This is a genomic window from Xanthomonas sp. SHU 166 (assembly GCF_000364685.1).
In the GTDB taxonomy this organism is placed as follows: Bacteria; Pseudomonadota; Gammaproteobacteria; order Xanthomonadales; family Xanthomonadaceae; genus Xanthomonas_A; species Xanthomonas_A sontii.
Genome location: NZ_AQOJ01000807.1, coordinates 1 through 5,637 on the forward strand (window position 1 = coordinate 1; position 5,637 = coordinate 5,637).

The 5,637-nt window shown below is 69.9% G+C and carries 6 protein-coding genes and 1 pseudogene; 2 read left to right on the plus strand and 5 right to left on the minus strand.

Translation table 11 applies throughout. The features are described from left to right. Positions 1–273 (plus strand): annotated as a pseudogene (locus D180_RS18610) (NAD(P)/FAD-dependent oxidoreductase); the annotation flags it as partial. 57 nt (positions 274–330) lie between these two features. After that, positions 331–948 (plus strand): trimeric intracellular cation channel family protein, encoded by a 618-nt coding sequence (locus tag D180_RS18615; protein WP_026143642.1) that lies wholly within the window; start codon positions 331–333, stop codon positions 946–948. A gap of 113 nt (positions 949–1,061) precedes the next feature. On the opposite strand, the gene rpoH is transcribed toward D180_RS18615, so the two are convergent. The 5 genes from rpoH to ftsE form a co-directional block, all read right to left on the minus strand. Then, complete coding sequence (gene rpoH / locus D180_RS18620) at positions 1,062–1,940, minus strand: RNA polymerase sigma factor RpoH (RefSeq protein ID WP_026143641.1); 879 nt, start codon at positions 1,938–1,940, stop codon at positions 1,062–1,064. A gap of 218 nt (positions 1,941–2,158) precedes the next feature. Then, entirely contained in the window at positions 2,159–2,890 is a 732-nt protein-coding gene (gene ung / locus D180_RS18625; RefSeq protein WP_017913977.1) for a uracil-DNA glycosylase, read from the minus strand. A gap of 28 nt (positions 2,891–2,918) precedes the next feature. Then, positions 2,919–3,761 (minus strand): response regulator, encoded by an 843-nt coding sequence (locus D180_RS18630; RefSeq protein ID WP_017909425.1) that lies wholly within the window; start codon positions 3,759–3,761, stop codon positions 2,919–2,921. A 7-nt stretch (positions 3,762–3,768) separates the two neighbouring features. Further along, positions 3,769–4,713 (minus strand): permease-like cell division protein FtsX, encoded by a 945-nt coding sequence (gene ftsX, locus D180_RS18635; RefSeq protein WP_010343178.1) that lies wholly within the window; start codon positions 4,711–4,713, stop codon positions 3,769–3,771. Beyond that, positions 4,710–5,396, minus strand: a complete 687-nt coding sequence (gene ftsE / locus D180_RS18640) for a cell division ATP-binding protein FtsE (RefSeq protein WP_017909423.1) — start codon at positions 5,394–5,396, stop codon at positions 4,710–4,712. The genes ftsX and ftsE overlap by 4 nt, the downstream gene beginning before the upstream one ends. Between the last annotated feature and the right edge of the window lie 241 nt (positions 5,397–5,637).

Here is a 5,637-nt window from a genome sequence, read left to right on the forward strand (position 1 = left end):
TTCCGCTATGCCGACTACGGCAACCTGGCCACGATCGGGCGCATGGCCGCGATCGTGCACCTGGGCCGGCTGCAGCTCTCCGGGGTGCTGGCCTGGTGGTTCTGGCTGGCCGCGCACGTGTTCTTCCTGATCGGCTTCCGCAACCGCGTGGTGGTGCTGCTCAACTGGGCCTGGGCGTACTGGAGCTACCAGCGCGCCGCGCGCATCATCCTCGGCGACCCGCCCGCGGCGGAGGACACGCAGGCGCGGCCCGCACCGCCCGTGGACAGGTGACACTGCAAGGCCGGGCTGCGATCCTAGCCGGCCTTTTTGCTGCAGCGCAGTGCCGTTTTGGCCACCTTCCTGTTCCTGCTCGACCTGCTGGGCACCTTCGTGTTCGCGATCAGCGGCGCCACCGTCGGCGTGCGCCACCGCCTGGACCTGTTCGGGGTGCTGGTGCTGTCGTGCGCGGCCGCGGTCTCCGGCGGCATCGCCCGCGACGTGCTGATCGGCGCCACCCCGCCGGCGGCGCTGGCCGACGTGCGCTATCTCGGCGTCGCCTGCCTGGCCGGGCTGCTGGCTTTCTACAGCCACCACACGGTCGAGCGCCTGCGCAATCCGGTGCAGATCTTCGACGCGATGGGCCTGGCGCTGTTCGCGGTCTACGGCACCAGCAAGGCGTTGGCGTTCGGCCTGGGCCCGCTCAGCGCGCCGCTGCTGGGCATGCTCAGCGGCATCGGCGGCGGCATCGTCCGCGACCTGCTGGTGGCGCGCACGCCGGTGGTGTTGCAGGCCGAGCTGTACGCGGTGGCGGCGCTGCTCGGCGGCGGCGTGGTGGCCGCGGCGCAGGTGCTGCACCTGCCGCAGCCCTGGGGCCTGGGGGTGGGTGCGGTGCTGTGCTTCGGCCTGCGCTTCATGGCGATCCGCTACGGCTGGCACCTGCCGGTGGCGCGTCCGCCGGAGTCGTGATCCAGCGGCGTGCGGATGGGCTTCCCCAGCCGGCCATCGCCGCCGCCCAAGACAAAAAAAGGCCCGGCAATGCCGGGCCTTTTCGCGCGTTGCAATCGCTCGCCGCAGGCGACTCAGGCGACGAACAGCGCCTTCATCTTCTTCAGCGCGTTCGCCTCGATCTGGCGGATGCGCTCGGCCGACACGCCGTACTCGTCGGCCAGTTCCTGCAGGGTGATCTTGCTGTCGGCATCCAGCCAGCGGCGCTTGATGATGTCGCGCGAACGCGCATCCAGTTCCGCCAGGCCTTCGCGCAGCAGCTGCAGTTGGTTGTCCTCGCTGTCGGCGCGTTCGTAGGCCTGCGAGGGATCTTCCTCGTTGGCCATCAGATACGCGGCCGGCGACGGCGGCGCGTGGTCGTCGTCCTCGTCGGACGGCGCATCGAAACCGATGTCGCGACCGGACAGGCGCGACTCCATCTCCAGCACCTCGCGCTCGGACACGTTGAGGTCCTTGGCCACGGCGGTGACCTCGGCCGCGTTCATCCAGCCCAGGCGGGTCTTGGACTTGCGCAGGTTGAAGAACAGCTTGCGCTGCGCCTTGGTCGTGGCGACCTTGACGATGCGCCAGTTCTTCAGGATGTACTCGTGCATTTCGGCACGGATCCAGTGCACCGCGAAGCTGACCAGGCGCACGCCCATGTCCGGGTCGAAGCGCTTGACCGCCTTCATCAGGCCGATGTTGCCTTCCTGGACCAGGTCGCCCAGCGGCAGGCCGTAGCCGTTGTAGCCGCGGGCAACGTGCACCACGAAGCGCAGGTGGGAATGGACCAGTTCGCGGGCCGCGTCCAGGTCTTCCTGGTCGCGATACCGCACCGCCAGTGCACGTTCCTCGTCGGACGTCAGCACCGGGATCTGATGCACGGCGCCGATATAGGCATCCAGCGAACCGAGCGGACTGGGGATCGGGAGGTTGTTGGCAACCAATGCGTTGGAAGTAAGCGTCTGGCTCATAGGGCTCATCTTAGCAGTCTACTAATTGGACTGCTGGGTACAGTAAAAAGTTCCTGTGTTCTGTTTATGCAACATATGAATCAGGAATGACACTGCATCACAAGCCACTGAAACAATCGGGACGCATCGTCATCCCGTTCTCTGACCGCAAAAGTAGCAGCCGGTTCGCGAAAATGGCGTCCACGTCAGGCGACAGCGTCGCCCCGTCCAACCGCGATTCAGGCGCCGCCCAGCGCCGCTTCCAGCTCCGCGCGCGGCGGCAGACTCCAGTCGATGGGGGCGGCACCCCGGCGCTTCAAGTACTCGTTGGCCGCGGAGAAATGCTTGCAGCCGAGGAAGCCGCGGTGCGCCGACAGCGGCGAGGGGTGCGGCGCCTTCAGCACGCGGTGGCGGCGGGTGTCGATGACCTTGCCCTTGGCCTGGGCGTAACTGCCCCAGAGCAGGAACACCAGGCCCTCGCGCTCGCGGTTGAGGGTCTCCACGACGTGGTCGGTGAAGCCCTCCCAACCCTTGCCCTGATGGGCGCCGGCGCGGCCCTCCTCCACCGTCAGCACCGCGTTGAGCAGCAGCACGCCGCGCTGCGCCCACGGCAGCAGGCAGCCGTGGTCCGGCCGGCGGATGCCCAGGTCGTCCTCGATCTCCTTGTAGATGTTCAGCAGCGACGGCGGCACCGGCACCCCCGGCAGCACCGAGAAGCACAGCCCGTGCGCCTGGCCGTCGCCGTGGTACGGGTCCTGGCCGAGGATCACCACCTCCACCTTTTCGAACGGGGTGGCGTCGAAGGCGGCGAAGATCTGCCGCCCCGGCGGGAACACCCGCGCACCGGCGGCCTTGCGCTGGCGCAGGAAGGTGGCCAGCTCGCGCATCTCCGGACGCAGCAGCCGGTCGCCGACCTGCGCCTTCCACGACGGCTCCAGCTGGATCCGGCTTTCGTCTTCGTTGTTGCTCATCGCTTCCAGGCTCGGGACATCACATCGGTCAGAAGGTCACCGCGATCTCGTCGAGCCGCGCCAGGCGCAACTGGAACAGCACCTTAGTGACCAGCAGGCGCTCTTCGATCGGTTTCTGCACCAGGTCATTGGCGCCGGCGCGCAGCAGCTCGGACTGGGTGTGCGGATTGCTGTCGCCGGTCATCACCAGCACCGGCATGCGCCGCTTGCCGTAGGCGAAGTCGACGCGGATGCGCTGGACCACGTCGCGGCCGTTGAGTTCGCCCTTGAGGGTGACGTCGGTCAGCACCAGGTCGATGCGGCGGGTGGTGCGGCCGAGCGACTCGGCGGTCAGCAGGGCGAACGCGTCCTCGGCGCTGAGCACGTGCACCACGTGCAGCTGCTGGCGCTCGAGCATGCGCTTGGTGGCTTCGGCCACCACCCGGCTGTCCTCGACGTAGAGCACGGTGGCGCCGGCCACCGGCTGCGGCTGCACGTAGCCGCGGATGAAGGTGGCCAGCGCCTCGTGGCCGAGCGCCTTGTCGAAATAGTCGGTGACGTACTCGGTGAAGCGGCGCTCGACCAGGTGCTGCTGGGCGTCGCCGGAGACCACGATCACCGGCACGTAGGCCTGGCCGGCGGCCTCGCGCACGCTGCGGGCCAGGGTCAGGCCGTCGCCGTCGGGCAGCCCCAGCGAGGTGGTGACCAGGTCGACCGGGCCGGCCTCCAGCGCGGCGCGCGCCTCGGCGATGCTGGCGCAGCCGACCACGGTCACGTCAGGCAGTTCGCGATGCAGCACGTCGGCGATCAGCTTGCGCACCAGCTTCGAGCCATCGACCACCATCACCCGGGGGGCGGCGCTGATCAGATGCTTGAGCTCGTGCCCGGCCATGTGCGCCTCAGGTGTCGGTGGGCCGCGTCTGGCGCAGGAAGTGGCCGGTCACCAGCCAGGCGCCGAGCCAGCCCAGCAGCAGGGTGCCGAGCAGGACGAAGCCGGCGTGCAGCGCGTCCAGCCCGTGCAGCACGAAGTGGCTACCGTAGCTGTCGGCCAGCGCCGCCAGCGGCTGGCCCAGGGCCATGCCGGAGGCGGCGAGCAGGCCCAGCGCCAGCACCCCGGCGCCGAAACCGTACCAGGCGCCCAGGTACAGGAACGGGCGGCGGATGAAGCCGTCGCTGGCACCGAGCAACTGCAGCACGCCGATCTCCTCGCGCCGCGACTGGATGTCCAGGCGCACCGTGTTGCCGACCACCAGCACCGCGCCGGCGCCGAGCAGCAACGACAGCACCTGCACCAGGCGTTCGCCGAAATGCAGCCAGCCGTCCAGGCGCTTGCGCCACAGCGCGTCGTGCTGGACCAGGTCGGCCTGCGGCAGGGCGGTCAGCGCGGTCGCCAGCGGGGTGTCGTCGGCCGCGGCCGGGGTGACGATCAGCAGCGTCGGCAGCGGGTTGTCCTGCAGCGCGTCCAGCGCTTCGCCCAGGCCGGCGCTGTCGCGCAGCTCGGCCATGCCTTCGGCGGGCGTGCGCAGCGTTACCGCGGCTACGTCGGCGCGGCCGCGCAGGGTCTGCGCCAGCGCCTGCGCCGCGGCGGCGTCGACGTCGGTCTTCAGGAACACGTTGATGTCGCGCGACTGCTGCACGCTGCCGGCGAACTGCTTGAGGTTGTCCAGGGCGATCGACAGGCCCAGCGGCAGGGTCAGCGCCAGCGCCATCACCGCCATGGTCAGCAGCGTCGCCCACGGCTTGCGCATGGCGCGGCCGAGGCTGTAGACGATGCTGTGCAGGTGGTGATCCCACCACACGCCCAGCCGCGAGGGCGCCGCGGCGCCGGCGTTGCGTGCGCTCATTCGGCCAGGTCCTGCGGCGAGATGTCGTCGATCAGGCGGCCGTGGTCCAGGATCAGCACGCGCTTGCGCATCTGCTTGAGCAGCGCCAGGTCGTGGCTGACCACCAGCACGCTGGTGCCGCGCGCCGGCAGTTCGGCGAACAGCTGCATGATCTCCGCGGCCAGGGTCGGGTCGAGGTTGCCGGTGGGTTCGTCGGCGACCAGCAGCCGCGGCTCGCCGACCATCGCCCGGGCGATGCCGACGCGCTGCTGCTCGCCGGCCGACAGCTGCGAAGGCAGCGCCTTCTCGCGGTGGCCCAGGCCCATGCGTTCGAGCACCGAGCGCACGCGCTTGCCGATCTCGGCGCGACGGGTGCCGCGCAGGATCAGTGGCAGCGCGACGTTCTCGGCGATGCTGCGATCGGTGAGCAGGCGGTGGTCCTGATAGACCGCACCGACCTCGCGCCGATGCAGCGGCACGCGGCGGCCGCGCACCTTCAGCAGGTTGCGCTCGCCGAACAGCACCGCACCGCGCGAGGGCCGCTCGCTCAGGTGGATCAGCTTGAGCAAGGTGCTCTTGCCGGCACCGGAATGGCCGGTGACGAACAGCATCTCGCCCTCCTCGACCTCGAAGCTGACGTCCACCAGCGCCGCGTGGCCGCCGGCGTACTGTTTGCTGACATTGTCGAACCGCAGAACGCTCATCCGGCGATTATGCCGGAGCGGCTGGGGTGTTCGTCCACCGCGCGCGTCGCACGCGGCGGACGGCCGGTCCGGCTCAGGAGCTGGACACCAGCGAGCGCAGCTTGCGCCCCAGGCGGGTCAGGAACGAATCGTTCTTCGCCGCCGCACCACGCTCGGCCTGGCGCGCGGCCTTGACCGGGGTGGCCACGACCTGCACCGGCTTGGCCGGGGCCGCGGTGGCCGGCGCGGCGCTGCCGTTGCC

Coding starts and splice junctions, on each gene's coding strand:
- rpoH (WP_026143641.1), bottom strand. CDS start 1,940: ATGAGCCAGACGCTTACTTCCAACGCATTGGTTGCCAACAACCTCCCG.
- ung (WP_017913977.1), bottom strand. CDS start 2,890: ATGAGCAACAACGAAGACGAAAGCCGGATCCAGCTGGAGCCGTCGTGG.
- D180_RS18630 (WP_017909425.1), bottom strand. CDS start 3,761: ATGGCCGGGCACGAGCTCAAGCATCTGATCAGCGCCGCCCCCCGGGTG.
- ftsX (WP_010343178.1), bottom strand. CDS start 4,713: ATGAGCGCACGCAACGCCGGCGCCGCGGCGCCCTCGCGGCTGGGCGTG.
- ftsE (WP_017909423.1), bottom strand. CDS start 5,396: ATGAGCGTTCTGCGGTTCGACAATGTCAGCAAACAGTACGCCGGCGGC.